The organism is Stenotrophomonas sp. YJH_SMC_101-4 (genome assembly GCF_059370395.1).
Genome location: NZ_JCAFTP010000002.1, coordinates 154,374 through 176,586 on the forward strand (window position 1 = coordinate 154,374; position 22,213 = coordinate 176,586).

Here is a 22,213-nt window from a genome sequence, read left to right on the forward strand (position 1 = left end):
CAACAGGAAACATGATGAGCAAGCGGATCTACTCGAGGATCGCGGGCACCGGTAGCTATTTGCCGGAAAAAGTCCTGACCAACGCCGACCTGGAAAAAATGGTCGAAACCTCGGATGAGTGGATCCAGTCGCGCACCGGAATTCGTGAACGGCACATCGCGGCCGAAGGCGAAACCACCAGCGACCTCGGCTACAACGCCGCCCTGCGCGCGCTTGAAGCCGCAGGCATCGATGCCTCGCAGCTCGACATGATCGTGGTCGGCACGACCACCCCTGATCTCATTTTCCCGTCCACCGCGTGCCTGATCCAGGCCAAGCTCGGTGTTGCGGGGTGCCCTGCCTTTGACGTCAACGCAGCCTGCTCGGGCTTCGTGTTCGCGCTGGGCGTGGCCGACAAATTCATCCGTTCCGGTGACTGCAGGCATGTGCTGGTGATCGGCACCGAAACGCTGACCCGCATGGTTGACTGGAACGATCGCACCACCTGCGTGCTGTTCGGCGATGGCGCTGGCGCCGTCGTGCTCAAGGCCGATGAAGAGACCGGCATCCTCAGTACCCACCTGCATGCCGATGGCAGCAAGAAGGAGCTGTTGTGGAACCCGGTCGGTGTCTCGACCGGCTTCAAGGACGGCGCCAATGGCGGCGGCACCATCAACATGAAGGGCAACGACGTGTTCAAGTACGCCGTCAAGGCGCTGGACTCGGTCGTGGACGAGACCCTGGCCGCCAACGGCCTGGACAAGTCCGACCTGGATTGGCTGATTCCGCACCAGGCCAACCTGCGCATCATCGAAGCCACCGCCAAGCGCCTGGACATGTCGATGGACCAGGTCGTGGTGACCGTCGACAAGCACGGCAATACCTCGTCCGGCTCGGTGCCGCTGGCGCTGGACGCCGCCGTGCGTTCGGGCAGGGTCGAACGTGGCCAGCTGCTGCTGCTGGAAGCCTTCGGCGGCGGCTTCACGTGGGGTTCGGCTCTGCTGCGCTATTGATAGTGCAAGTTACGACAACGTGAAGCTTTGTCGTTGCGGCCCCTCTGGGGCCGTAACGCGTTTAAGGAGGACCTGTCATGGTTGAGCCCATCGTCATCGAAGGGCAACGTGCCTGGCTGAAGCAGTACGGCAAGGGAAGCCGGGCGCTGGCCCTTGGCCTGCTCAATTTTGTTGCCCGTCGTTTTCATCTGGACGCCCTGCGCCCGCCGCCGCACCGTGGCGGCGACGCCGCACGCGAAACCGAAGCCCGTCGCCTTGCAGAACTGCAGGCGCAGGGTGTGAACGTGCCCGACGTGCTGGGCACCGGCCATGCCGCGCTGGTGATCGGCGACAACGGCAGTTCGTTCAATACCTGCCTGCGCGAAGCCGACGACGCAGGTCGCGACCGACTGGTGATGGCGGCGATGCTGGCCATTGCCGCAGCGCATGCGCGCGGCGCCTATTTCGGCCAGCCGTTGCCGCGCAATCTCACCTGGGATGGCGAGAACGTCGGTTTCATCGACTTCGAGGAAGATCCGCTGGAAGTGATGGATCTGTCCGAAGCGCAGGCCCGCGACTGGCTGATGTTCGGCTATGGCGTGGCCAAGTACTACGCCGACCGCCCCGAGCACCTGCAGGCGATGATGGCCGAGGCGATGGGCGATGCCCAGGCGCCGGTGCGCGAGCACGTGCACGCGGTCAGCGGCCGCCTGCGCAGCCTGGCCCGGGTCTGCATGAAGCTGGGCCGCTCAGCGCGCGCGCTGGCCCACTCCATTTTCATCGCCCATGGCGCCAGCACCGCTGGCGTGCTGATGCTGGTGGGCCTGTGCGTGGATTTCCTCGCCGACGGCGACCTGGACGTCCTGCAGCTGTTCTGCTGATCAGCGGCTGGGGCCGGATCCCTTTTTTCCATGGAGAGGCATCCGGCCCCGGATCTCCAGCGTGTTGCGACAGCCATTCACCATACGCGTGCATACGCGCACGTACAGACGACACGGCATGTTCCCCCTTATCATGGCCCGCTTCGATTGCAACAAGCGGATGACCGCGTGACCCTATCCACCCTCGCTTTTGTCTTCCCCGGCCAGGGCTCGCAGTCTGTGGGCATGGTGGCCGAGCTGGCCGAACTGCACCCGCAGGTGCGTGACGCCTTCACCGAGGCATCCGATGGTGCCGGCGTCGACCTGTGGGCGCTGTCCCAGGGCGGCCCGGAGGAAATGCTCAACCGCACCGAATACACCCAGCCGGCCCTGCTGGCTGCAAGCATCGGCGTGTGGCGCGCCTGGAACGCCGTGGGCGGTCCGCGCCCGTCGGTGCTGGCCGGTCACAGTCTGGGCGAGTACACCGCCCTGGTTGCCGCTGGCGCGCTGAGCCTGCATGACGGTGCGCACCTGGTGCGCCTGCGCGGCCAGCTGATGCAGGAAGCCGCGCCGGCCGGTGTCGGCGCCATGGCCGCCGTGCTCGGCGCCGAAGACCAGCTGGTGCTGGACGTCTGCGCTGAAGCGGCAGGCAGCCAGGTGGTGGTGCCGGCCAACTTCAATTCGCCGGGCCAGATCGTGATTGGTGGCGACGCCGATGCGGTCGACCGCGCGCTGGCGCTGCTGGCCGAGAAGGGCGTGCGCAAGGCGGTCAAGCTGGCCGTGAGCGTGCCCTCGCACACCCCGCTGATGCGCGAAGCCGCCAACCGCCTGGCCGAAGTGATGGCCGGCCTGGCCTGGCAGGCGCCGCAGCTGCCGGTGGTGCAGAACGTCGACGCCAAGGTGCATGACGGCATCGACGCGATCCGTACCGCGCTGGTCCAGCAGCTGTACCAGCCGGTGCAGTGGACCGGCTGCGTGCAGGCGCTGGCTGGCCGTGGCGTCACCCAGATCGCCGAGTGCGGCCCGGGCAAGGTGCTGACCGGCCTGGTCAAGCGCATCGACAAGGCCATCGACGGCCGTTCGCTGGCCACGCCGGGCGACTTCGAAGCTGCCCGCGAGGCATGGTCGGCCTGATCCCCCTGTTCCTGCCGACCGTACCAGTGGCCGCTGCACGCGGCACGGGTGCGGCGGCCGCCCCAGCCTGAGGAAAACATCATGAGCAAGCCCCTGCAGGGTGAAATCGCACTGGTCACCGGCGCCAGCCGTGGCATTGGTGCCGCCATCGCCGATCTGCTGGCCGCCCAAGGCGCCACCGTCATCGGCACCGCCACCACCGAATCCGGCGCTGCCGCGATCGGTGAGCGCCTGGCCGCCCACGGTGGTCATGGCCGCGCGCTGAATGTCACCGACGCGGCTGCACTGGACAGCGTGCTGGACGGCATCGCCAAGGAATTCGGCCCGATCTCGATCCTGGTCAACAATGCCGGCATCACCCGCGACAACCTGCTGATGCGCATGAAGGACGAGGACTGGGCGTCGATCATCGACACCAACCTGACCAGCGTGTTCCGCACCAGCAAGGCCGTCATGCGCGGCATGATGAAGGCGCGCAAGGGCCGCATCATCAACATCGCATCGGTGGTGGGCGTGACCGGCAACGCCGGCCAGGCCAACTACGCTGCCGCCAAGGCCGGCATCATCGGCTTCAGCAAGTCGCTGGCCAAGGAAATCGGTTCGCGCGGTGTCACCGTCAATGTTGTCGCACCTGGCTTCATCGACACCGACATGACCAAGGCGTTGCCGGAAGAAGCGCGTACCGCGCTGATCAACGACATCGCCCTCGAACGCCTGGGTTCGCCGGAAGACATCGCCCATGCGGTGGCCTTCCTGGCCAGCCCGGCTGCCGGTTACATCACCGGCGAAACCCTCCATGTGAACGGTGGCATGTACATGCCGTAAGCAAGGGGCGCAGGGATTGCGCCGCAAGTGATTGATCTGCTGAGGTTTTTGCTGCGATGCAAGGCCGCGCCGGTTTCCACTACACTATCCCACGGCCATCGCCTTTGATGGCGACCACTTTTGAACCACAACTCCATCTGGAGCGAGATCCCATGAGCACCATCGAAGAACGCGTCAAGAAAATCGTCGTCGAACAGCTTGGCGTCAAGGAAGAAGAAGTCACCAACAGCGCATCGTTCGTCGATGACCTGGGCGCTGACTCGCTGGACACCGTCGAGCTGGTGATGGCCCTGGAAGAAGAATTCGAGTGCGAGATCCCGGACGAAGAAGCCGAGAAGATCAGCACCGTGCAGGCCGCCATCGACTACATCAAGGCCCACGTCAAGGCCTGATGTCAGACGGCAGTGCGCGCGCGGGTTCACGCTCGCCGCGCACCGCACCCCATGGGGCCGCTGTTGCGGCCCCGTGTGTTTGAGCATCACACCGAAGCAAACCGAGTTGCCCGTTGAAACCATCCGGGCCAGGAGAATCAGCAATGAAGCGTCGCGTCGTCGTAACCGGCCTGGGTATCGTCTCGCCGTTGGGCAATGATCTGGCCAGCAGCTGGGAAGGCATCACCCATGGTCGTTCGGGCATCGGTCCGCTGACCAACGTTTCTGATGCCTATCTGGATCGGTTCACCACCAAGATTGCAGGTGAGGTCAAGGGATTCGACATCACCGCCGACAATGAACTGTTCGGCAAATTCCGGGTCAGCGGCAAGGATGCCAAGAAGATGGACCCGTTCATCCATTACGGCCTCGGTGCCTCGTTCATGGCCCTGCACGACTCGGGCCTGGAGATCACCGACGCCAATGCCGAACGCATCGGCGCCATCGTCGGCGCCGGCATCGGCGGCCTGCTCGGCATCGAAGAGCAGACCATCGAGTTCCACGAGGGCAAGAAGATCTCGCCCTTCTACGTGCCCAAGACCATCATCAACATGCTGCCGGGCCAGCTGAGCATCATCACCGGCCTGAAGGGCCCGTCGTTCTCGGCGGTGTCGGCGTGCGCGACCTCGAACCACTCGATCGGCACCGCGATGCGCATGATCCAGTACGGCGATGCCGACGTGATGGTGGTCGGTGGTGCCGAGCGTGGCTCGTCGCCGACCGCGCTGGGCGGCTTCTGCGCGATGAAGGCCATGAGCACCCGCAACGATGCCCCCGAACAGGCCTCGCGCCCGTGGGACAAGGACCGTGACGGCTTCGTGCTGGGCGACGGCGCCGGCATCCTGATCCTGGAAGAGTACGAGCACGCCAGGGCGCGTGGCGCGAAGATCTACTGCGAGCTGGCCGGTTTCGGCGCCAGCTCCGATGCGTACCACATGACCGCACCGAGCGAGAACGGCGAAGGTGCCGCCCGCTGCATGGCCATGGCCATGAAGGACGCCGGCGTGACCCCGGAGCAGGTCGGCTACCTCAACGCGCACGGCACCTCCACGCCACTGGGCGACCTGGGCGAGACCATGGCGATGAAGACCGCCTTCGGCGACCACGCCTACAAGATGATGGTCAGCTCCACCAAGTCGATGACCGGCCATCTGCTGGGCGCTGCCGGCGGCGTGGAAGCGATCTTCTCGGTGATGGCGCTGCAGGACAACGTCATTCCGCCGACCATCAACCTGCAGCAGCCGGGCGAAGGCTGCGACCTGGACTACGTGCCCAACGAAGCACGCCAGGCCAAGGTGGACGTGGTGATGTCGAATGGTTTTGGCTTCGGCGGCACCAACGGCACGCTGGTCTTCAAGCGCGTCTGACCGGGTTGTAGCGTCGAGCCATGCTCGACTCCGCGTTCCATGGAGCCGCCGCAAGGCGGCTTCCGTGCATCTGATACCCCGAACTGGCTGCCATGACCCACGCACCGCTGATTCACCCGTTGCCGCATCCGATCGATCTGCTGGCCCTGCAGCAGCATGACCCGGCGCGCTTCCCGCTGCTGATGGAATCCACTGCCTCGGGCACCGCCCAGGGCCGCTGGAGCCTGCTGCTGGCCACGCAGGGCGAGGGCCTGCGGCTGGACGCCGATGGCCAGGTGCGCGACCTGCAGGGTGCCGTGCAGCCCGGCACGTTCCTGCAGGCGCTGGATCGCGCCTGGCAGCACGAACGTCTGCCGCACGACGGCAGCCACAGCCTGCCGTTCCGTGGCGGCTGGGCGCTGATGCTGGACTACGAAGTGGCCAGCCAGATCGAACCGGTGCTGCCGGCGCGCGCGCGCGCGGACGGCCGCCCGACCGCGCTGGCGCTGCGCTGCCCGGCCGCGGTGCTGCACGACCATCACAACGATGCCAGCTTCGTCATCGCCGAAGCCGGCGAGCAGGCGCTGCTGGACGCGCTGGTGGCACTGGCTTCGGCCGCGATGCCCGAAGCCGGGCAAGGCTGGCAACCGCCGCAGTCGGTCGGCGAGGATGCGCCACAGCGCTTCACCGATGGCGTGCGCCGGGTGATCGACTACCTGCGTGCCGGCGATGTGTTCCAGGTGAACCTGTCGCGGCGCTGGAGCGCGCAGTTCGCCGCGCCGGTCAGCCCGCAGGCGCTGTACGCGCAGCTGCGCCGTGCCAACCCCGCACCGTTCGCCGGCCTGTTCAGCGCGCATGGCCGGCACGTGGTCAGTTCCTCGCCGGAGCGGCTGGTGTCGGTGCATGCCGGCCATGCGCAGACCCGTCCGATTGCTGGCACGCGTCCGCGCTTCGAGGGCGACGATGATGCCGCGCGCATCCAGGAGCTGGTCGGCCACCCCAAGGAGCGTGCCGAGCACGTGATGCTGATCGACCTGGAACGCAACGACCTGGGCCGCATCTGCCTGCCCGGCACCGTGGTGGTCGACGAGCTGATGACCGTGGAGAGCTACGCCCATGTGCACCACATCGTCAGCAACGTCAGTGGCCATCTGCGCCCGGAGGTCACGCCCGGCGAGGTGATCGCCGCCACGTTCCCGGGCGGCACCATCACCGGCTGCCCCAAGGTGCGCTGCATGCAGATCATCAGCGAACTGGAGCAGGTGCCGCGCGGTGCCTATACCGGTGCCTTCGGCTGGCTGAACCGCGATGGCGACCTGGACCTGAACATCCTGATCCGCACCGCCGAAGTGGATGGCCACGAGGTGAGCTTCCGCACCGGCGCCGGCATCGTGGTGGATTCGGACCCGGACAAGGAACTGGACGAGACCCGCGCCAAGGCCCGCGGCCTGCTGCGCGCGCTGGGCCAGCAGGGCTGATTGACCGCCCCCGCCGGGCATGGCCCGGCGCTACCGACGCATCACCCTCCCGGTAGCGCCGGGCCATGCCCGGCGAGCGAAGCGGGGTTGGGTGCCACCCCGGTCATGACCCCACACCACCAGCACGGTATCCTGCACGACGGAATCGAGTTCAGAGGTAGTCCATGGCGGGAGCCAAGCGCGGGTGTCTGTTCGTGGTAACGCTGGTGGTGGTGCTGGCCGCTGTCGTGGCTGGCGCGGGCGCGTGGTTCTTCTACCAGCAGACCCGGTTCGCCGATGCCCCGATCACCCCGACTGCCGAGAGCATGGTCATCGCCAGCGGCGATGGCATGAACAGCGTGCTGCGCAAGCTGCGCGATGCCGGCGTGGACGAGGGCCAGGACACCCAGTGGCAGTTGCTGGCGCGCCAGCTCGATGCCGCCGGCAAGCTGAAGGTGGGCGAGTACGCGCTCAGTGGCGACCTGACCCCGCGCGAGCTGCTGTTGCGCATGCGTGCCGGCAAGGTGCTGCAGCACCGTGTCACCATCATCGAAGGCTGGAACATCCGCCAGCTGCGTGCCGCGCTCAAGCGCGCCGAGCCGCTGCTGCACACCACCGACAATCTTGATGACGCCGCGCTGATGCAGCGCCTCGGCTTCGGTGGCCAGCATCCGGAAGGCCGCTTCCTGCCGGAGACCTACGTCTACCAGCGCGGCGACAGTGATCTGGACGTGCTCAAGCGCGCCCACGCCGCGATGGAAAAGGCGCTGGATGAAGCCTGGGAAAGCCGCGCGCCGGACCTGCCGATCAACACGCCCTACGAACTGCTGACGATGGCCTCGATCATCGAGAAGGAAACCGCGTTGGCCAGCGAGCGCCCGCAGATTGCCGGCGTGTTCATGCGTCGCCTGAAGATCGGCATGCGCCTGCAGACCGACCCGACCGTGATCTACGGCATCGGTGCCGCGTATGACGGCAACATCCGCCGCCGCGACCTGACCACCGATACGCCCTACAACACCTATACACGTGCGGGCCTGACCCCGACCCCGATCGCCATGCCCAGCCGCGATGCACTGATGGCCGCCGCGCAACCCGCAGCGGGCGACGCGCTGTATTTCGTCGCCGTGGGCGATGGCAGCGGCGCGCACGTGTTCTCGCCCAGCCTGGACCAGCACAACGCCGCAGTGGCCCGCTACCTGCAGCAGCTGCGCCAGCAACGTACCAAGGAGACCTCGGCGCAATGAGTCCCGCGCTGCTTCGCCACCCGCGTTTCGTCAGCCTGGAAGGCGGCGAGGGCGCAGGCAAGACCACCGCCATCAACGCCATCCGTGACTGCCTGCGCAGCCACGGCCACGAGGTGGTGCTGACCCGCGAGCCGGGCGGCACGCCGCTGGCCGAGCGCATCCGCGGCCTGGTGCTGAAGCCCGATGCCGAGATCGCCGCCGAACCGCTCAGCGCCGAAGCCGAGCTGCTGCTGGTGTTCGCCGCACGCGCGCAGCATGTGCGCCAGGTGATCCAGCCGGCGCTGCAGCGCGGCGCCTATGTGCTGAGCGATCGCTTCACCGATTCCAGCTATGCCTACCAGGGCGGTGGCCGTGGCCTCGATCCGCAGTGGATTGCCGATCTGGAACGACGCGCGGTGGGCCTGCTGCCGGGCCTGACCCTGCTGCTGGACGTGGACGTGGCGGTGGGCCGCGCACGCGCCAATGGCCGCGACCTGTGGCCGGACCGCATCGAGAGCGAGCAGGACGATTTCTTCCAGCGCGTGCGCGAAGTGTTCCGCAGCCGCGCACAGCAGGATCCGCAGCGCTTCGCGCTGGTCGACGCTGGCCAGGTGCAGGAACGCGTGGCGGCCGACGTGGTCGCGCGTGTCGAGCGCTGGCTGCAGGACGGGGAGGGCGCATGAGCACGTTCTCGCCCTGGCAGCAGCGCGCGTTCGACCAGACCGTGGCCGCGTTGGATGCCGACCGGCTGGGCCATGGCCTGCTGATCTGCGGGCCGGCCGGGCTGGGCAAGCGCGAGGTGGCGCTGGCATTGGCCGATCACGTGCTGGCGCGCGGTGATGCCGCGCATGCCACGCGCACGCGCCAGCTGATCGCCGCCGGTACCCATCCGGACCTGCAGCTGGTCAGCTTCATCCCGAACAAGAGCGGCGACAAGCTGCGCACCGAGATCGTCATCGAGCAGGTGCGCGAGATCACCGACACGCTGGCGCTGACCCCGCAGTACGGCGTGGCGCAGGTGGTGATCGTCGACCCGGCCGATGCGATCAACCGCTCGGCGGCCAACGCGCTGCTGAAGACCCTGGAAGAGCCGCAGCCCGGCCGCTACCTGTGGCTGATCAGCAGCGACCCGGCACGCCTGCCGCAGACCATCCGCAGCCGTTGCCAGCGCCTGGAATTCAAGCTGCCGCCGCAGCATGAAGCACTGGCCTGGCTGCAGCAGCAGGGACACAGCGAGGCGTCGGCGCGCGAAGCGCTGGAGGCTGCACGCGGCCATCCCGGCCAGGCCGACAACTGGCTGCGCGAAGATGGCCTGAGCCTGCGCCGCGAGGTTGGCCGCGAGCTGGAACAGCTGGCCGCCGGCAAGACCGGTGCGGTGGAGCTGGCGCAGAAGTGGTGCGGCGACGACAACGCAGCGCTGCGCCTGCGCTTTGCCGCCGACCTGGCGCTGGCCCAGGCCAGCACCGATGCCTTGACCACGCCGGAGCGATTGCACAAGCTTGCAGCCTGGTTCGATGCGGCCAACCGCACCCGCGACCTGCTGCGCACCACGGTGCGCGCAGACCTTGCGGTGGTCGAGTTGCTGCTGGCCTGGAACAAGGTGAACGAGCGGCCTGCCGCAAGGGGAAATCGATGAGTGCCAGCAACGCCCGCCAGGGCATCCTGTCCCTGGCCGTGAAGGACAAAGCCGCGCTGTACAGCGCGTACATGCCGTTCGTGAAGAATGGCGGCATCTTCGTGCCCACCCCCAAGCGCTACTTCCTGGGCGACGAGGTGTTCCTGTTGCTGACCCTGCCCGATTCCAGCGAGCGCCTGCCGGTGGCCGGCAAGGTGATCTGGGTGACCCCGGCCGGCGCGCAGGGCAACCGCACCGCCGGTATCGGCGTGCAGCTGGCCGACGGTGCCGAAGGCGAGGGCGTGCGCCACAAGATCGAGACCCTGCTGGCCGGACTTACCGGCTCGGACAAGCCGACCCATACGATGTGATTCCGGTAGCGCCGGGCCATGCTCGGCGGAACCACCGAAACACGCGTACCCCGCTGTTCTGTAGAGCCGAGCCATGCTCGGCTGCACATCCCGAGACACCCGTGAACACGAATGTGAAAAAGTGTTGACGGCCTCTGAAAAGCCCCTATAATGAGCGGCTCAGCAACACACCGGGCGGTTAGCTCAGCGGTAGAGCATTGCCTTCACACGGCAAGGGTCACAGGTTCGATCCCTGTACCGCCCACCAAATAGAACCCTGATCTTTCAGGTGTTATGAAGAAGCCGGCCTTGAGCCGGCTTTTTCGTATGTGCAGAAGCGGCGAGCTGAGCTCGTCGCTTCCCGCGCCGCTACCCGAAGTGTGCGGGTATTCAATTGAAGTGCGCTTTCTGCCTTGTCCTCAACGTGCGGCACTCCAGGCTTTCAATAGCGCTTCGTGTAGTTTCGGCATGGCCTCAAATGCTTCTTTTGAAACGCGATCCCCAACTTCTTTGGCGAGGGATCGCTTTTCGCTTCCCTTCATGCCCGCCACTTCTTCAGATGTTCTCTTCCATCCCATTTGGTCGGGATAGCTTTCCTCTAGACTTCCAGTTGGCAGCACCATGATGTGACCTAGGTTCTGAAGATGAGCATGGGCTTGCAGGAAATTATCAAATCCGCGCCGCTTCTCTTCACTAGGGCTGTCGCAGAGAACCACGGACCTGTCTCGATAGAGCGACTCGCCCATGACAGAGTAGGCTTTCGCCACTGCATCAATCGTGCGCTTACTCTGCGACACGTCTCCATTGGCGGCGATGATCTGGATTGTGGGTTGATTAGAGTAAAAGCGCTTTATCACCCGAGTCAGAAGATCGACTTCGCTTGGGCCCTCAACGATAAGGAAGGAGCGAGGCAGCAACAGATCGGCGGGGCTTCCTCCGAGAAGGTCGTAAATGATGTACGGCCTGTCGAGGAGATGGGTGGCTGACAGCTCAGTCCTACCCTCAGTCTTCTCGCACTTGAGGATGGATTCGCTTGGCTCCGAGTCTGCGAGGAATACGGAAGAGTGGGTGCTAATCACCACCTGATCCAAAGTGGAACTCAGCTCGAGAAGAACCTGCTTAAGTCGGCGTTGCGCGGTCGGATGAAGATGTAGTTCTGCCTCATCTATGAAGAAAAGGAAAGATTTTCCTTGGTCATCACGAGCCCTTCTATAATCGGCGTACGCTTGAATTATGGCGAGCATAAGGGCACGTTGCATTCCGTCTCCCTTTTCACTCGCGTACGTCTCAATTCCATCATCAACAACTGTCTCGAATTTCTTCAGTAGGTCGCTGAATTCTGGCGAAAGCACCTCAAACTGGACCATAGAGCATTCGGAAAATTGCTTTTCGAGGTGCTTTCGTACGCTTTGTCCAATAGCTTTGAAGTGATTCCCTACTGCTGAATCCTCTGCGTTAAAAAGCGCCTCAAAGTTCTGCATGAAAGATCTATACGTAGGATCATCCATGAGGATTGCTTCGATGACAGAAGATAGCATTACGCCAACGGCGCTCTTCTGGTTGTATTTTGCGAATTCCTCGTAGAATTGCCGCGTATGAATGTACTCGAATTTTGGCAGGAAATCGTTTAGTGCTGTATCGAATCCCGTTGGGTTCTTTCTATCGGCGCCGTCTACTTGGACTGTCCGCTTTCTAGCGTCGGAGCTACGTCGAGTGACCGAGATGACGTCACTATCACCCAGGACGCTTAGAATTTTTGCCTTGTTGCCTTCGTTCAACATGTTGTTGGCGCCCTGCTGGGCGCCTGTGAAGTGGATTGTAACCACCACTTCCAAAGTCGAATCTTTACGGTACTTCATGGAATCAGCGGCGGTTGATCCTGAATAAAACCATGAGATGGCTTCGAAAAAATTAGTCTTCCCTGTGTTGTTTTGTCCAACAATAATGTTGAAGTCACTAAAGGAAACATCACAGGTCTCAATGGATCTGAAATTTTCGATATGTACTCTGCTGATTTTCACTACGCCCCCCCCGGATGTGATTTGCCAGCCTTACGTGGCGCCCCACTTTCACATGATTATTTAGCGTCGTGTATAGGGGAAATCTGACGCTAGATCGTCTCGCGCGTATTGGCTAGGACGCACAAATGCCAATGCTGAGATGGCCGGGCGTAGTTCGTGGTCGAACGGATGAGTCGCCGCCACCCAACTACGACTCAACTACACTGGATTCATGCGCGACAGAGCGCTCGCCTTGTAGAACTCAGCTGGGATTCGCCAACAGGCTCCGCGCGATCATCGCGGTCCCGTCCAGCAGGTCGTGGCCGCTACCGGCCTGCACTACTACCGCCAGAAGTTGGCAGCCCACCTCGGCATTGCCGCCGCGCAGTTCCATCTCCCCCTCGAAGCAAAGATCGCCCAGCCATTCGTGCGCCTGCGGCAGACCGCGCTTGCGGGCGCGGCGGAATTCCGCGAGCAGCTTCGCCTGGCCCGCTTCATGTTCGCCATCGGCAAGCAGGCCGATGGCACCGCCATGCGCCGCGCGCCAGATGGCCGGCAGTGGCCGGCCTTTTTCATCCAGCACGTCCAGTGCGAACTGTGCGCAGTACATCTCGTAGCGCTTGCCCGCCGTGCTGGCGGGCACGATGCCTGCCTCGGCCAGCAGGCGTTCGGCTTCATCTAGCTGATTGAACTTCAACCGCAGCAGCGCAGGGCGGCTCAACTGCTGCGAAAGCGCCTGCTGGTTGGCGGCAAACCACACGTTCCAGCCGATGGTTGCGCGGCCTTCCAGTGCGGCCTTGAAGTACTCCAGGTGTTCGGCGTCCATTGCGGCCTCCTGCGTTCCCTGCGCGATTGTAGCGGGAGCGTATCCGGGCCGGTCAGGCATCGCCGCCGGAGAGACAGTGATGCGCCTCGCGCACCAGTTGTCGCGCGGCCACGATCAGTCCATCAGTGTGGAAGGCGCCCAACTGCTGGTCCGAGCCACCCTCGGCGCGCGCTCGATCGCCCGCCTGCAGCAGATCGAGCAATGCACTGAGCCCGGACAGCGAGCGGCGGAGCGAGGCGTGATTGCTGGCGCAAAGGGTGAGGCTGCTGCACGGTTGTCCGTCATCGCCGTCGGCGCGGTTGATGGCATTGAGGCAAGTGAAGAAGGCAGGCGACTGCACGGGGAGATTCTGTTCGTGCAAGGCGCACTCGATCTCGCGTGCGACGCCTTCGGGCACGTCGGCGGCGATGTCGCCGATCAGGGCGAACAGGCGGGGATGGACGGCGGTGCGGTTGGTCATGGCGAAACCCTCACTGGCGTGGAGCCACCTTCCAGAGTGAAGGTGGCGGACGGTGCGGGTTGGCGTACCAAGGCACGAAAGCTCACTGGGAGAAAAAGCCTGGCGGATCTCGCGATCCCCACGCACCGCCCGCCATGGAAGGCAGTCGGTGCATTCTCTTTGCTGCGATCAGGATCGCAACTTCCAGTAGCTTGTTCGTTTATTCGAGACGCCAATCCCGACCAAGGCAACCTGCCTCGGCAAGGCGATCATCGATTCGTGCAAACACGGAAGTCAGTGAGGAAAGTTGCAAGTGCGCCCGGCAGGAGCCCGCGTTTCCGGATCTGTGCAGCTCAGCACTCGCTCCATGTGCGCCCCATCGTCCATGGCACAACCCGCCGCCCGCGCCTGAACCGGATTGCGCCGCTCCACGGTCGTCTCCACGTGGCAATCACGTCATCTGGCGTGGCCCTGCCGAATGTGCCATCCATGAGAGCAGACGTTCCATCCCTGCGCTGTCCCGCCGCCCCGGGCAGGCGTAGTCTCAGCCCGTTGCCGTGCCCATCCACTCTGGAGTGCCGCCATGCCGCTCGCCCGCATCGACCTTCGCAAAGGTAAATCCGCCGACTACCTGCAACGCGTCGGCGAAACCATCTACCAGGCCATGCGCGCGGTGGGTGTGCCGGAAAACGATCACTTCCAGATCTTCCAGGAACACGCGCCCGGCACGCTGATCTACGATCCCGGCTACCTGGGCGTGGACCGCACCGACGACTTCATCTGCATCCAGATCACCTGGAACGAAGGGCGCACGCTGGAGCAGAAAAAGGCGCTGTACGCCGGCATCGCCGATGGACTGCATGCGGCGGTGGGCATCCGCCGCGAAGACGTGTTCATTAATCTGGTGGAAGTGAAGCGGGAAAATTGGTCGTTTGGTAATGGTGTGGCCCAGTACGTGAGTTGATGGGCAAAAAGCATCCACGCATGGCGTGGATCTACTGGATGGAGGGCGTGCGCGGGGGAGGACAGTCCTGCGTCACCGTGTCGCAGGGGGCAAACCCTGAACTCGGTCCAAGGTTGGCCATCGCCCCGTAGAATGGTGGCGTGCGTCGTTCTGTCCTCCACCGCCGGTTCCAGGTCCTGGCATGGCTTGCCATGCTGCTGGTGCTGCTCGCCCCGCTGGTGAGCCGCTGGCTGGCGCATGACCACGTTGCGGCCACCGCACCGGTGGCAGCCTTGAATCACGCGATGCACGCAGAGCATGCACAGCACGCGATGGCAATGCAGAACGGGGAATCGACACCGAAGCCGGCTGCCGATCCACACGCCGACCATGAGATGGGTGTGGACTGCGATTACTGCCTGATCGCTGCACGGCTGATCACCCTGCTGGTGGCGGCAGTGTTGCTGTTGGCGCCGATGGCACCGGTGTGCCGCGCGCTGCGCGGTGCGGTGCAGACGTTGCCGCAACGGATCAGCGGCACATTGGGAGCGCGTGGGCCGCCGGCCTTGATGGCCGTCTGAGCCGCACGCGTGTTGCACTGAACGTTCTTCCATGAGGTTGCCGGCCACGGCCGGTGCCCGCACGCGCGTGTTTGCCCCTTTCTGATTGCTGCCCTGCCATTGCGGGGTGGCCTTGCATGCCGTGAACAAATGAAAACCAACCCCAACTCCGCGCGCCTGCGCAGGGCGACACTGCCTGCGCTGTGCATGTCCCTGTTGTACGCCGTGCCCGCCCTTGCCGCCGATGCGCCACCTCCGACCACGCTGGATACCGTGCGCGTGGTCGACACCCGCAGCGGTGAACTGTCTTCCACCGCCAGCGCCGGGTCTGCGCTGGGCCTGAGCGTGCTGCAGACACCGGCCAGCCTGACCGTGATCTCGCGCGAACAACTGGAACAGCGGGGCGACACCAACCTCAATGATGCGATCAGCCGGGCAGGCGCGATCAGTGCGATGCCGCACCCAGGCAACGGCCTGAGTGCGTTGTCCAGCCGTGGCTTCACCGATGGCGCCTCGGTGATGCGCCTGTACGACGGGCTTCGCCAGTACGGCGGCGTGGGCATCACCTTCCCGTTCGATACCTGGTCGACCGAACGCATCGAAGTACTGCGCGGCCCGGCGTCGGTCATCCATGGTGATGGCGCCATTGGCGGGGTCATCAACATCGTGCCCAAGAAGCCCTCGCGTAGCGCCATCGAGAACGAGATCAGCGTGACCGTCGGCAGCGAGGATACTGCGCGCCTGGGCTTCGGCAGCGGCGGTGCGTTGACCCCGGACCTGGCCTATCGGCTGGACGTGAGTGGCAACTACAGCGGTGGATGGGTCGATCGCGGGCGCAACAGGGACGCGACCTTCTCCGGTGCCTTGCTGTGGCAGCCGCGCACGGATCTGCAGCTGACGCTCACCCATGCGCAGGGCTACCAGAAACCGATGCGCTACTTCGGCACGCCGCTGGTGGATGGCCACCAGCTGGAAGCACTTCGCCATCGCAACTACAACGTGGAAGACAGCGACATCCGTTATCGCGACCGCTGGACCCAACTTGATGCGCTGTGGACGCCGACCTCGAACGTGGAATGGCGCACCCGCGTCTACCAGATCGACAGCCAGCGCGACTGGCGCAATGCCGAGGCCTATGTCTACAACCGCGCCACCGGTTTGATCGATCGCTCCGGCAACACCGAGATCACCCACAACCAGGACCAGACCGGATTGACCTCGACACTGCGGGTACAAGGAAACATCGCGGGCCTGACCAACCGCTTTGCCGTGGGCCTCGATGCCAATCGTGCGCACTTCAAGCACACCAACAACACCTATGCCGGCAGCTCGGGCCCGGTCGATCCGTTCGATCCGGAGCCAGGCCGGTTCGCCAGCGATGCGCCCAACCTGCCGCGCTATCGCAACCGCGCCGAGCAGTACGCGCTGTTCGTGGAGGACCGGCTGGCGTTGAGCGAACGCTGGTCGGTACTGGGTGGACTGCGCCACGACCGCGCGCGCATCGATCGCACCGATCTGATCAGTGGCCAGAACGCGTTCTCGAAGACCTACAGCAGCACCGGCTGGCGTGCAGGTACCGTATTCGCGCTGCAGCCGACGCTGAGCCTCTACGCGCAGTACTCACAGGCGGCGGACCCGGTCAGTGGACTGCTGATGATCAGCCCAGCCAACGGTGCCTTCGATCTGGCGAAGGGCCGGCAGATCGAGGTGGGCCTGAAGCAGGCCTTCGATGGCGGCGAGTGGACGCTGGCGGCGTATCGCATCCGCAAGACCGGTCTGCTCAGCCGTGATCCGCTGGTGCCGGATCGCCGGGTGCAGGTGGGTGCGCAGACCTCGCGCGGTATTGAAGCGTCCTTGAACTGGAACTTCGCGCCGCACTGGTCGCTCGATGCCAACGCGACGGTGCTGAAGGCCGAGTTCGAGGACTTCCTGGAAACCACGGGTTCGCCGGCGGTGCTGGTGTCGCGTGATGGCAACGTACCGCCGAACGTGGCCGAGCGCTTGGCCAACGCATGGTTGAGCTGGCAGTTCCTGCCGGACTGGAGCGCAGCGGCGGGTGTTCGCTATGTCGGCAAGCGCTACGCCGACAATGCCAACGCGTTGGAACTTCCCGGCTACAGCACCACCGACCTGGCGCTGACCTGGCAGGCGGCACCGCGCACGCGGCTGTCCGCGCGGTTGTTCAACGTGTTCGACAAGGCGTACTACGCCACCGCGTACTACACCAGCACGCAATGGCTGCTGGGTGCGGACCGGCGCGTCGAACTCACCGTCGACCATCGCTTCTGAGGAGGCCGGCCATGACGCTGCGATCCACCGCCAGGCGCTGGACCTACCTGGTGCATCGCTGGCTGGGCATTGGTGGGTGCCTGTTGATGCTGCTGTGGTTCGTGAGTGGCATGGTGATGCTGTTCATCGGCTACCCGAAGCTGACGCCGGGTGAGCGGCTGGCGGCGTTGCCGGTGCTGGGGGATGCCCGCGGCTGGCAGGGGCTGTCGGCATTGCCGGCCGCCGTGCAGGCCGAGCCGGAGGCCGTGGCACTGACGACGCTGCGCGGCGAGCCAGCGTATGTGGTGCGAAGCGGCGGCAACGTGGGCGCCTGGTCTGCGCGCACCGGCCAGGTTCTGCTGCCGGTGTCGGCACAGCGTGCCGAAGCATCCGCTGCGCAGTTTGCTGGCGGCCAGGCGTTCGTCGGCGCGATGCGCGTGGATGAGGATCGCTGGACGCACTCGCGCGCGCTGGACGCGCACCGGCCGCTGTACCGGGTGGAGGTAGGGGGCGCGCAGCCGGGTGACCTGTATGTGTCCTCGCACACCGGCGAAGTGGTGCTGGACGCACCGCATGTGCAGCAGCGTTGGAACTATGTGGGTGCCTGGCTGCACTGGCTGTACTTCCTGCGCATGCAGTCGGTGGACCCGGTGTGGACGTGGGTGGTGATCGTGTTGTCCGCGCTGTGCACGGTGGCCGCAGTCAGCGGCATCGTGGTCGGTGTGTGGCGCTGGCGTTTCCGTGGACACTACCGTTCGGGTGCGAAGACGCCATACGTCGAACCATGGATGCGCTGGCACCATCTGATCGGGCTGGTGGCTGCAGCGTTTGTGTTCACCTGGATCTTCAGCGGGCTGATGTCGATGAACCCGTTGGGCGTCTTGAGCAGTACGCGCGAGGCGATCGACAGCGGACGTTATCGCGGTGGTCCGGTGGTGGTGGATGGCGCACTGGGCGAACCGGCGGCGCTGCTGACGGCCGTCGAGGCCGAGCGGTTCAAGCCCGTGGAGATCCAGTGGCGACGCATCGGTGGCGAGCTGTTCGCGGTGCTGCTGGACGGACAGGGCGAGACCCGTATCGTGTCCGGCAGCAATGGGCATCTGCAGGTTGCGCGGTTGCTGCCGGCCGGGTGGCTGCAGCAGAAGGTGCGGGCGCTGTCGGATGCGCCCATGCAGGGGTACTGGGTCCAGCATGCAGCGGATGCGTACTTCTACCCACGTGCACCGGAAGCCATGAACGGCGCAGCGGTTCGCCGCTTCCCGGTGGCGGTGGTGGACTTCGGCGATGCCGAGGCGACGCGCGTCTACCTCGACCTGGCCACCGGCGATCCATTGCTGACGATGGGGTATCGCGAGCGGGTGGGGCGCTGGCTGTTCTACTTCCTGCACAGCTGGGACCTGCCTGCGATGCTGCGCTTCGACACCGCCCGGTTGGCTGTTCTGCTGCTGTTTAGCGTTGCGGGCACTGCGTTGTGTGCAACGGCCACGGTGATCGGCTACCGCCGGTTGCGGATGAAGCTGCGGCGCAGGCGGCGTTGATGCCTTGGGCTACACCCGCAGCCAACGCGTGGACATCGCCACCAGCAACAAGGCCGTGGCAACGCCGATGAATGCGGCGATCAGGCCGAAATGGTTGGCGGCGAAGCCGATCAGCGCCGGTCCGGCAAGGATGCCGGCGAAGCCCAGCGTGGAAACGGCGGTGATCGCCAGCGCACCCGGCATGCGGGTCTGATGGCCGGCCAGCGAGAACAGCGCCGGCGCGATGTTGGCGCAGCCAAGGCCGACCAGCACATAGCCCGCCAGCGACGCCTGCCATGGCGTGACCAGGGTCAGCACCAGCACGCCAGCGGCAGCAAGCAGAGCGCCGAGAACGATCGCGCGCTGGCGGCCCACGCGCGCCACCAGTGCATCGCCGAACAGGCGGGCGATGGTCATGGTCAGGGTGAAGGTCACATAGCCGATACCGGCGAGGCTGGCATCGACGCGACGCACATCGCTGAGGAACACCGCGCTCCAATCCAGCATCGCACCTTCGCCGAGGAACGCAACGAACGCCAGTACGCCGATGAACAGCACGATGCCGTGTGGCAGGGCCAGCATCGGTGTGTCGTGCGGCATCCGTTCGCTGTGCCAGTACGCCGCTGACAGCAGCAACGCCAGCAGCATGGCGCCGACGCCGATCAGCACCGACGCTATCGGCGGCAATTGCGCGGACAGCAGCACGGTCATGGTGGCCGCGCCGAGGAAGCCGCCGATGCTGAAGAAGGCATGGAAGCCGGACATCATCACGCGCCGTGCTTCGCGCTCGACGATGACGGCCTGTACGTTCATCGTGCAGTCCATCGCGCCCACGGCGGCACCGAACACGAACAGCACCAGTCCCAGCGTCCAGGCCGAACCGGCCAGTGCCAGGCCGGGCACCGTCAGGCAGATCAGCAGGCAGCTGGCCACCATCACCCGGCGGCAGCCGAGGCGCGCGGCCAGCACGCCGGACAAGGGCATCGCCAGCAGCGAACCGGCACCGAGGCAGAGCAGTACCAGGCCCAGCGTCGCGTCATTGATCTCGGTACGTGCCTTGGCGAAGGGCACCAGCGTGGCCCACAGCGCGGTGGCGAAGCCGGGAATGAAGAATGCAGCGCGGGTCGCGTGCTGTTCGGCACGCGCGCGGTTGGCGAGGGACATGAGCGGTACGGTCAGGGAGGAGTGGGGTGCACCGCAATACCGGCGGCGCGGAAGCGAGCTGCCAGTGCGGGCGGTGCGGTGGTGGTCAGCACCAGATCGTCGATCTCGTCGAGGCTGGCGATCTGCCAGTGGCCGCGGGCGCCGAGCTTTTCCGTGGTGGCGGCGACGATGATGCGACTGCTGCAGGCCACCATCGCGCGCTTGAGCGTGGCTTCCTCGGCATCCATCGCCCACACGCCGGTGTCGCCGTCCACCGCGCAGGGGCCGGGCAGGTACACGTCGGCACGCAGGCGTTGCACCTGGGCCAACGCTTCGGCACCGACCGCACCGCCGCCGCTGGCCAGGCGGCCGCCGATCAGCTGCACCAGGGTGCCTTCAAGCATGCTGGCGGCGGTGGCGATCTGCGGGGCATTGGTGATCACCGTCAGCCCGAGAGCGGTCGGCAGCTGCTGGGCGATCGCCAGGTTGGTCGAACCGGCATCAAGCAGTACGACCTGGCCGGGTTGCAGCAGCGCGCAGACGCGGGCGGCCAGCTCGGCCTTGTCGCTGCGGTCGCGGGTGAGCCGCTCGCGCAGCGGGCGCTCCTTCGGCGGTGGCAGCACGGCGCCGCCGTAGACACGCTGGCACAGGCCCTGTGCGGCCAGCTCGCGCAGGTCTCGGCGGATCGAGTCTTCGGAGACGGCATAGCGGCGCGCCAGTTCGGCGGCGACCACGCGGCCCTGCTGGCGCAGTTCCTCAAGGATCTGCCGGGTGCGCTGGGCGGGGAGGGGGCTGGGATCTGAGCTCATGCTGCAAGTCTGCACATTCGTGCATTAACGTGCAACAACGTGCAATGGGTGGAAGTGGACACAGGGTGGCTGGACTGCCGGTGAACCCGCCGGCGCCTGGGGTCTATGGATCGCCCTCGCGGCCCGGCATCATGGCGGGGCACCTGGCATGGAATCCCTGATGTCCCCCACCGTTCACCGCGAGCTGCGCATCGGCGCAGACCAGTACACCGGCCAGAAGGTGGTCGACCAGCAGTTCCACAAGTGCGATTTCTCCGGCGCGGACCTGACCGGCACCGAGTTCATCAACTGCAGTTTCTACGATGCCGACAGCCGTGCCGGCTGTCGCTTCAACGGCGCCACGCTGAAGGAAGCCAGCTTCCGCAGCTGCGACATCAGCATGTGCCACTTCAACTTCATCAAGGCACTGGGCCTGGAGATCAGCGAGTGCCGCGCGCAGGGCGCGGATTTCAGCAACGCCAGCTTCATGAACCAGATCACCACGCGGAGCTGGTTCTGCAGTGCCTTCATCAAGAAGTCGAACCTGCGCTACGCGAACTTCTCGCGGGTGACGCTGGAGAAGTGCGAGCTTTGGGAAAACCGTTGGGACGGTGCGAACGTGAGTGGCGCCAGCTTCGCCGGCTCGGACCTGTCCGGCGGCCAGTTCGAGGGCATCGACTGGAACAGCGCCAACTTCACCGACTGCGATCTGACCAACTCCGAGCTGGGCGAGCTGGACCTGCGCAGGACCAACCTGCGCGGCGCCACGCTGGACGTGCAGCAGGTGGCGCTGTTGATGCAGCGCATCGGCATCACCGTGGTGCCGTAGGCATCACCTGGCGTACGCCACCCAGCCCTTGAAGCTGAAGCCGGCATAGAACAGCTCCACGTCGTCGAAGCCGGCCTCCTGCAGCAGGGCGACCTCCTGCTCGGGCGCCAGCAGCGGCAGCCGCTCGGCAATGGCCTCGATCGCGCGCTGCGCATCGGCGCGGGCAACCCCCGAGGCTTCGGCGAACGCCGCGTAGCGCTGCAACCAGCGCAGCTTGCCGGCCGGATCCTGCGGCACGCTGTGGTGCGCCACCACCAGCGGCGCGCCGGGCTGCAGGCGCCGGTGCAGCTCGCGCAACGTGTGCAGGCGCTGCGCGGCGTCGAGGAAGTGCAGGGTCAACAGGCAGCTGGCACCGTCGAAGCGCAGATCGGGCGCATCGTCGATGTAGCCTTCCAGCAGCTGCACGCGCGACTTCAGCGGACCCAGTGTCTGTTCGGCCAGGGCCAGCATCGGTGCGGCCGGATCCACGCCGAGCAACTGCCAGCCCGGCTGTGCCTCGGCGAAGGCCTTCAGCTCAAGCCCGCCACCGGCACCGAGTACCAGCACGCGGCCCTGTGCGGGAACGCGTTCGGCCAGCAGCAGGCGGCTCATCTGCTGCAACGCGAGGAAACCGGGCACCTGGCGCAGCGGTGCTTCGGCATAGCGGGCCACCGCCTGCGGGTCGGAGAACGTGGACATGTGCGGA

22 protein-coding genes and 1 tRNA gene are annotated in these 22,213 nt (G+C 65.4%); 17 read left to right on the forward strand and 6 right to left on the reverse strand.

The features are described from left to right. The first annotated feature begins 14 nt into the window (after positions 1–14). The 12 genes from AC5P8D_RS06855 to AC5P8D_RS06910 all read left to right on the forward strand — a co-directional run bounded on the left by AC5P8D_RS06855 (position 15) and on the right by AC5P8D_RS06910 (position 10,483). Entirely contained in the window at positions 15–992 is a 978-nt protein-coding gene (locus AC5P8D_RS06855) for a beta-ketoacyl-ACP synthase III (protein ID WP_248854390.1), read from the forward strand. Positions 993–1,069: 77 nt separating this feature from the next. Further along, positions 1,070–1,852 (forward strand): BUD32 family EKC/KEOPS complex subunit, encoded by a 783-nt coding sequence (locus tag AC5P8D_RS06860; RefSeq protein ID WP_010483824.1) that lies wholly within the window; start codon positions 1,070–1,072, stop codon positions 1,850–1,852. Positions 1,853–2,020: 168 nt separating this feature from the next. Beyond that, complete coding sequence (gene fabD, locus AC5P8D_RS06865) at positions 2,021–2,965, forward strand: ACP S-malonyltransferase (protein WP_010483822.1); 945 nt, start codon at positions 2,021–2,023, stop codon at positions 2,963–2,965. Between the two features lie 81 nt (positions 2,966–3,046). After that, complete coding sequence (gene fabG / locus AC5P8D_RS06870) at positions 3,047–3,790, forward strand: 3-oxoacyl-ACP reductase FabG (RefSeq protein WP_005408312.1); 744 nt, start codon at positions 3,047–3,049, stop codon at positions 3,788–3,790. 152 nt (positions 3,791–3,942) lie between these two features. After that, positions 3,943–4,182, forward strand: a complete 240-nt coding sequence (acpP, locus tag AC5P8D_RS06875; RefSeq protein WP_005415509.1) for an acyl carrier protein — start codon at positions 3,943–3,945, stop codon at positions 4,180–4,182. Positions 4,183–4,325: 143 nt separating this feature from the next. Further along, positions 4,326–5,588, forward strand: a complete 1,263-nt coding sequence (fabF, locus tag AC5P8D_RS06880) for a beta-ketoacyl-ACP synthase II (RefSeq protein ID WP_019338749.1) — start codon at positions 4,326–4,328, stop codon at positions 5,586–5,588. Between the two features lie 92 nt (positions 5,589–5,680). Then, complete coding sequence (locus tag AC5P8D_RS06885) at positions 5,681–7,045, forward strand: aminodeoxychorismate synthase component I (RefSeq protein WP_495203190.1); 1,365 nt, start codon at positions 5,681–5,683, stop codon at positions 7,043–7,045. Positions 7,046–7,209: 164 nt separating this feature from the next. Continuing rightward, positions 7,210–8,271, forward strand: a complete 1,062-nt coding sequence (mltG, locus tag AC5P8D_RS06890; protein WP_100447854.1) for an endolytic transglycosylase MltG — start codon at positions 7,210–7,212, stop codon at positions 8,269–8,271. Then, entirely contained in the window at positions 8,268–8,933 is a 666-nt protein-coding gene (tmk, locus tag AC5P8D_RS06895; RefSeq protein WP_495203191.1) for a dTMP kinase, read from the forward strand. The genes mltG and tmk overlap by 4 nt, the downstream gene beginning before the upstream one ends. Then, a complete protein-coding gene (locus AC5P8D_RS06900) occupies positions 8,930–9,886 on the forward strand; it encodes a DNA polymerase III subunit delta' (RefSeq protein ID WP_134958057.1) in 957 nt (318 codons plus the stop codon). The genes tmk and AC5P8D_RS06900 overlap by 4 nt, the downstream gene beginning before the upstream one ends. Continuing rightward, a complete protein-coding gene (locus AC5P8D_RS06905; RefSeq protein WP_005412452.1) occupies positions 9,883–10,236 on the forward strand; it encodes a PilZ domain-containing protein in 354 nt (117 codons plus the stop codon). The genes AC5P8D_RS06900 and AC5P8D_RS06905 overlap by 4 nt, the downstream gene beginning before the upstream one ends. Before the next feature lie 172 nt (positions 10,237–10,408). After that, positions 10,409–10,483 (forward strand) — tRNA-Val (locus AC5P8D_RS06910). A gap of 151 nt (positions 10,484–10,634) precedes the next feature. On the opposite strand, the gene AC5P8D_RS06915 is transcribed toward AC5P8D_RS06910, so the two are convergent. From AC5P8D_RS06915 to AC5P8D_RS06925, 3 genes are all read right to left on the reverse strand, one after another. Continuing rightward, positions 10,635–12,236, reverse strand: coding sequence for an AAA family ATPase (locus tag AC5P8D_RS06915; RefSeq protein ID WP_197653889.1), 1,602 nt, complete (start codon positions 12,234–12,236; stop codon positions 10,635–10,637). 241 nt (positions 12,237–12,477) lie between these two features. Then, positions 12,478–13,041 carry a hypothetical protein gene (locus tag AC5P8D_RS06920; protein WP_495203192.1) on the reverse strand — a complete coding sequence of 188 codons (564 nt, stop codon included), beginning with the start codon at positions 13,039–13,041 and terminating at the stop codon, positions 12,478–12,480. Positions 13,042–13,093: 52 nt separating this feature from the next. Beyond that, a complete protein-coding gene (locus AC5P8D_RS06925) occupies positions 13,094–13,501 on the reverse strand; it encodes a hypothetical protein (RefSeq protein WP_329765852.1) in 408 nt (135 codons plus the stop codon). Between the two features lie 562 nt (positions 13,502–14,063). Here AC5P8D_RS06925 and AC5P8D_RS06930 point away from each other — a divergent pair. The 4 genes from AC5P8D_RS06930 to AC5P8D_RS06945 all read left to right on the forward strand — a co-directional run bounded on the left by AC5P8D_RS06930 (position 14,064) and on the right by AC5P8D_RS06945 (position 18,789). Beyond that, positions 14,064–14,444, forward strand: a complete 381-nt coding sequence (locus AC5P8D_RS06930; RefSeq protein WP_495203193.1) for a tautomerase family protein — start codon at positions 14,064–14,066, stop codon at positions 14,442–14,444. A gap of 140 nt (positions 14,445–14,584) precedes the next feature. Further along, positions 14,585–15,004 carry a DUF2946 family protein gene (locus AC5P8D_RS06935; protein WP_331271035.1) on the forward strand — a complete coding sequence of 140 codons (420 nt, stop codon included), beginning with the start codon at positions 14,585–14,587 and terminating at the stop codon, positions 15,002–15,004. 129 nt (positions 15,005–15,133) lie between these two features. Then, on the forward strand, positions 15,134–17,272 hold the full coding sequence (locus AC5P8D_RS06940; RefSeq protein ID WP_495203194.1) for a TonB-dependent receptor: 2,139 nt from the start codon (positions 15,134–15,136) through the stop codon (positions 17,270–17,272). A gap of 11 nt (positions 17,273–17,283) precedes the next feature. After that, positions 17,284–18,789 carry a PepSY domain-containing protein gene (locus AC5P8D_RS06945; RefSeq protein ID WP_495203195.1) on the forward strand — a complete coding sequence of 502 codons (1,506 nt, stop codon included), beginning with the start codon at positions 17,284–17,286 and terminating at the stop codon, positions 18,787–18,789. A gap of 9 nt (positions 18,790–18,798) precedes the next feature. On the opposite strand, the gene AC5P8D_RS06950 is transcribed toward AC5P8D_RS06945, so the two are convergent. Together AC5P8D_RS06950 and AC5P8D_RS06955 are read right to left on the reverse strand one after the other, a co-directional pair. After that, positions 18,799–19,932 carry an MFS transporter gene (locus tag AC5P8D_RS06950; RefSeq protein ID WP_495203196.1) on the reverse strand — a complete coding sequence of 378 codons (1,134 nt, stop codon included), beginning with the start codon at positions 19,930–19,932 and terminating at the stop codon, positions 18,799–18,801. Positions 19,933–19,943: 11 nt separating this feature from the next. Continuing rightward, complete coding sequence (locus AC5P8D_RS06955; RefSeq protein ID WP_010483744.1) at positions 19,944–20,720, reverse strand: DeoR/GlpR family DNA-binding transcription regulator; 777 nt, start codon at positions 20,718–20,720, stop codon at positions 19,944–19,946. 160 nt (positions 20,721–20,880) lie between these two features. Between AC5P8D_RS06955 and smqnr the strand changes: the two genes are divergently transcribed. Next, a complete protein-coding gene (gene smqnr / locus AC5P8D_RS06960; RefSeq protein WP_010483741.1) occupies positions 20,881–21,528 on the forward strand; it encodes a SmQnr family pentapeptide repeat protein in 648 nt (215 codons plus the stop codon). A 3-nt stretch (positions 21,529–21,531) separates the two neighbouring features. Here the strand turns inward: smqnr and AC5P8D_RS06965 are convergent, their stop codons facing one another. Further along, positions 21,532–22,206: a class I SAM-dependent methyltransferase gene (locus AC5P8D_RS06965; RefSeq protein ID WP_019336923.1), complete on the reverse strand. Its 675-nt coding sequence runs from the start codon at positions 22,204–22,206 to the stop codon at positions 21,532–21,534. Positions 22,207–22,213 lie beyond the last annotated feature (7 nt).

Coding starts and splice junctions, on each gene's coding strand:
- AC5P8D_RS06855 (WP_248854390.1), top strand. CDS start 15: ATGAGCAAGCGGATCTACTCGAGGATCGCGGGCACCGGTAGCTATTTG.
- AC5P8D_RS06860 (WP_010483824.1), top strand. CDS start 1,070: ATGGTTGAGCCCATCGTCATCGAAGGGCAACGTGCCTGGCTGAAGCAG.
- fabG (WP_005408312.1), top strand. CDS start 3,047: ATGAGCAAGCCCCTGCAGGGTGAAATCGCACTGGTCACCGGCGCCAGC.
- acpP (WP_005415509.1), top strand. CDS start 3,943: ATGAGCACCATCGAAGAACGCGTCAAGAAAATCGTCGTCGAACAGCTT.
- fabF (WP_019338749.1), top strand. CDS start 4,326: ATGAAGCGTCGCGTCGTCGTAACCGGCCTGGGTATCGTCTCGCCGTTG.
- AC5P8D_RS06885 (WP_495203190.1), top strand. CDS start 5,681: ATGACCCACGCACCGCTGATTCACCCGTTGCCGCATCCGATCGATCTG.
- mltG (WP_100447854.1), top strand. CDS start 7,210: ATGGCGGGAGCCAAGCGCGGGTGTCTGTTCGTGGTAACGCTGGTGGTG.
- tmk (WP_495203191.1), top strand. CDS start 8,268: ATGAGTCCCGCGCTGCTTCGCCACCCGCGTTTCGTCAGCCTGGAAGGC.
- AC5P8D_RS06900 (WP_134958057.1), top strand. CDS start 8,930: ATGAGCACGTTCTCGCCCTGGCAGCAGCGCGCGTTCGACCAGACCGTG.
- AC5P8D_RS06905 (WP_005412452.1), top strand. CDS start 9,883: ATGAGTGCCAGCAACGCCCGCCAGGGCATCCTGTCCCTGGCCGTGAAG.
- AC5P8D_RS06920 (WP_495203192.1), bottom strand. CDS start 13,041: ATGGACGCCGAACACCTGGAGTACTTCAAGGCCGCACTGGAAGGCCGC.
- AC5P8D_RS06925 (WP_329765852.1), bottom strand. CDS start 13,501: ATGACCAACCGCACCGCCGTCCATCCCCGCCTGTTCGCCCTGATCGGC.
- AC5P8D_RS06930 (WP_495203193.1), top strand. CDS start 14,064: ATGCCGCTCGCCCGCATCGACCTTCGCAAAGGTAAATCCGCCGACTAC.
- AC5P8D_RS06940 (WP_495203194.1), top strand. CDS start 15,134: ATGAAAACCAACCCCAACTCCGCGCGCCTGCGCAGGGCGACACTGCCT.
- AC5P8D_RS06945 (WP_495203195.1), top strand. CDS start 17,284: ATGACGCTGCGATCCACCGCCAGGCGCTGGACCTACCTGGTGCATCGC.
- AC5P8D_RS06950 (WP_495203196.1), bottom strand. CDS start 19,932: ATGTCCCTCGCCAACCGCGCGCGTGCCGAACAGCACGCGACCCGCGCT.
- AC5P8D_RS06955 (WP_010483744.1), bottom strand. CDS start 20,720: ATGAGCTCAGATCCCAGCCCCCTCCCCGCCCAGCGCACCCGGCAGATC.
- smqnr (WP_010483741.1), top strand. CDS start 20,881: ATGTCCCCCACCGTTCACCGCGAGCTGCGCATCGGCGCAGACCAGTAC.
- AC5P8D_RS06965 (WP_019336923.1), bottom strand. CDS start 22,206: ATGTCCACGTTCTCCGACCCGCAGGCGGTGGCCCGCTATGCCGAAGCA.